General features: G+C 72.2%; 1 protein-coding gene and 2 pseudogenes. 2 read left to right on the forward strand and 1 reads right to left on the reverse strand.

Annotated elements, in window-relative coordinates; translation table 11 throughout:
• Positions 1-1005, forward strand: a pseudogene (locus tag JHN45_RS52615) (hypothetical protein); the annotation flags it as partial.
• A 4-nt stretch (positions 1006-1009) separates the two neighbouring features.
• Here JHN45_RS52615 and JHN45_RS52620 read toward each other — a convergent pair.
• A complete protein-coding gene (locus JHN45_RS52620; RefSeq protein WP_374195708.1) occupies positions 1010-1828 on the reverse strand; it encodes a hypothetical protein in 819 nt (272 codons plus the stop codon).
• A gap of 158 nt (positions 1829-1986) precedes the next feature.
• On the opposite strand from JHN45_RS52620, the pseudogene JHN45_RS53905 reads away from it, so the two are divergent.
• Positions 1987-2179 (forward strand): annotated as a pseudogene (locus JHN45_RS53905) (Ppx/GppA family phosphatase); the annotation flags it as partial.

The following is a 2179-nucleotide window of genomic DNA, read 5'->3' on the forward strand; positions in this document are numbered from 1 at the left end:
ACCACCCCGGAGCAGCGCGAGGCGCTCGAACTCGCCGTACGCCACCGGCTCGCCGCCCACGAGGTCGCCGCCGTCCTTGGGATGGATCTCGCCACCGCGCGGGAGCTGTTGGCCTCCGCCGCCTGCGAGGTGGAACGCACGCGGGCCGCCCTCGCCGTCGTGGAGACCGGGACCTGCCCGAGCGTCGCCCGGCTCACCGGTGACCATCAGCTCGTGCTCAGCAGCGCGCTGCGCCGCGAACTGGTCCGGCACGTCGACGACTGCCCGCGCTGCCGCCGTACCGCCGAGCGCGCGGTGCCCGGCACCTGGCCCGGCGCCGGAGTCACGCCCGCCGAACTGCCCGTCCTGGAGGCACCCCGCGCGGCCCTGCATGTCGCCATGGCGCACCTCCCCGCCGATGCCGGTGCGGGGCCCCGCGCGCGGGTCGGCAAGGGCGACGGCAAAGGCGGCAAGAACGATGTCTCCGTGGAGGTCATCAGCGTCGCCGGCACGGGGGGCAAGGGGGCCGGGCGGCTCGCCGTCTCGGCCGCCAACAGCGCCGACACCACGCTCGTCACCCTCACCGCGTCCGGCGCGGCCCCGGTCCGCTGGTCCGCGACCACCACGGCACCCTGGCTCTACCTCAGCCAGTCCTCGGGAACCCTCGCCCCGGGCGAATCGTTGACGATCAAGGTGTACGTCGACCATCTGCGCGAGCCCTCCGGCCCCTGGACCGCGCGCGTGGCCGTCTCGCCCGCCGGCGCCGTCGTCTCCATCGAGGGCTACGGCAGCGCGCCCGCCCCGACCGAGCCGGGCGAGCCGTCGTATCCCTCGCATCCCGATCCCGGCGGGCCGCCCTCGTCCGGGCCGGATCCGACGCCCACGGAGACGGCTCCCACCGGTCCGACGCCGAGTGATCCGCCGCCCTCGTCCGCCGATCCGGATCCCACTCCGACGGACTCGTCCTCCGCCGACCCGGGGGGCTCGGCGCCGCCGTCCGACGGCGGCGAGCCGGGCCCGTCCTGAGCGGTCAGCCGACCGGGTCCGCCGGATGTGGTGCCAGCAGCGGGAGTTGCGAGGCCAGGCGCTGCTCGCACAGCTCGACCAGACGGTCGTAGCCGGCCTTGCCCATCAGCTCGGTGGTCAGCTCCGGGCGGTAGGACACGTACACCGGGTCGCCCGCGCCGTGCGCCGAGGTCGCCGACGTGCACCACCAGTGCAGGTCGTGGCCGCCGGAACCCCAGCCCCTGCGGTCGTACTCGCCGATCGACACCTGGAGCACCCGCGTGTCGTCCGGGCGGTCGATCCACTCGTACGTCCGCCGCACCGGCAGCTGCCAGCAGACGTCCGGCTTGGTCTCCAGGGGCTCGCGGCCCTCCTTCACGGCGAGGATGTGCAGCGAGCAGCCCGCGCCGCCCGCGAAACCGGGGCGGTTCTGGAAGATGCACGAGCCCTTGAAGGGGCGGGTCTGGCGGTCGCCGTCCTCGTCCTCCGAGGTCCAGCCGTTCTGCACGCCCTCGTCGTGGTGCTGCCAGATGTCCGGCGTGAGTCTCGCCACATGCCCGGCGACCCGTTTCTCGTCGTCCTCGTCGGAGAAGTGCGCGCCCAGGGTGCAGCATCCGTCGTCCGCGCGGCCCGCCTGGATGCCCTGGCAGCCGCTTCCGAAGATGCAGTTCCAGCGAGAGGTCAGCCATGTCAGATCGCAGCGGAAGAGCTGTTCCTCGTCCGCCGGATCCGGGAACTCCACCCACGCGCGCGCGAAGTCGAGCCCCTTCTCGTCGGCTTTCAGAGCCTTCTTCGACATCGTCGACGTCTTCGGGGGCTTGGCCGACGTCGTCCTCGGGGGCATGGCCGACGTCACCGGCGAAGAATCGCCGGGTGATTTGGCCGCCTTGTCGTTCTTCGCCTTTTTCGTCTTTGGCACGCGTCCAGGGTAAGTCGCCCGGGGCGGCCCCAGAAACCGCTCCGAGGACGGAGATCGGTGCAGGTGGCAGTAGCGTTCCGTATATGAGACTCGGTGTCCTCGACGTGGGATCGAACACGGTGCATCTGCTGGTGGTGGACGCACACCCGGGAGCGCGACCGCTGCCCGCGCACTCGCACAAGGTGGAACTCCGCCTTGCCCAACTCCTCGACGAGGACGGCGCGATCGGACCCGAAGGGGTCGACAAACTCATCGGCGTCGTCCACGAGGCGTTGC

This window comes from Streptomyces sp. MBT53, assembly GCF_016654115.1.
Taxonomy (GTDB): Bacteria; Actinomycetota; Actinomycetes; order Streptomycetales; family Streptomycetaceae; genus Streptomyces.

Bases quoted from the DNA above. Each gene is read 5' to 3' on its own strand.
- JHN45_RS52620 (WP_374195708.1), bottom strand. From the start codon at position 1,828: ATGCCCCCGAGGACGACGTCGGCCAAGCCCCCGAAGACGTCGACGATG.